The sequence below is a fragment of the Vibrio sp. 03_296 genome, assembly GCF_002265885.1.
Genome location: NZ_NPKW01001127.1, coordinates 1 through 364, shown reverse-complemented (window position 1 = coordinate 364; position 364 = coordinate 1). Strand labels below are relative to the sequence as shown.

1 rRNA gene is annotated in these 364 nt (G+C 51.9%); it reads left to right on the top strand.

Annotated elements, in window-relative coordinates:
- Positions 1 to 364, top strand: a 23S ribosomal RNA gene (locus tag CIK04_RS30290); the annotation flags it as partial.

The window sequence follows — 364 nt, the reverse complement described above, 5'->3', positions numbered from 1 at the left end:
GGATATAGACCGGAACCGAGTGATCTAGCCATGGCGGTGAAGGTTGAGTAACATCAACAATGGAGGACCGAACCGACTAATGTTGAAAAGTTAGGCGGAATGACTTGATGGCTAGGGGTGAAAGGCCAATCCAAACTCGGAGATAGCTGGTTCTCCCCGAAAGCTATTTAGGTAGCGCCTCGGACGAATACGTACTGGGGGTAGAGCACTGTTAAGCTAGGGGGTCATCCCGACTTACCAACCCTTTGCAAACTCCGAATACCAGTAAGTACTATCCGGGAGACACACGGCGGGTGCTAACGTCCGTCGTGGAGAGGGAAACAACCCAGACCGCCAGCTAAGGTCCCAAATTACAGCTAAGTGG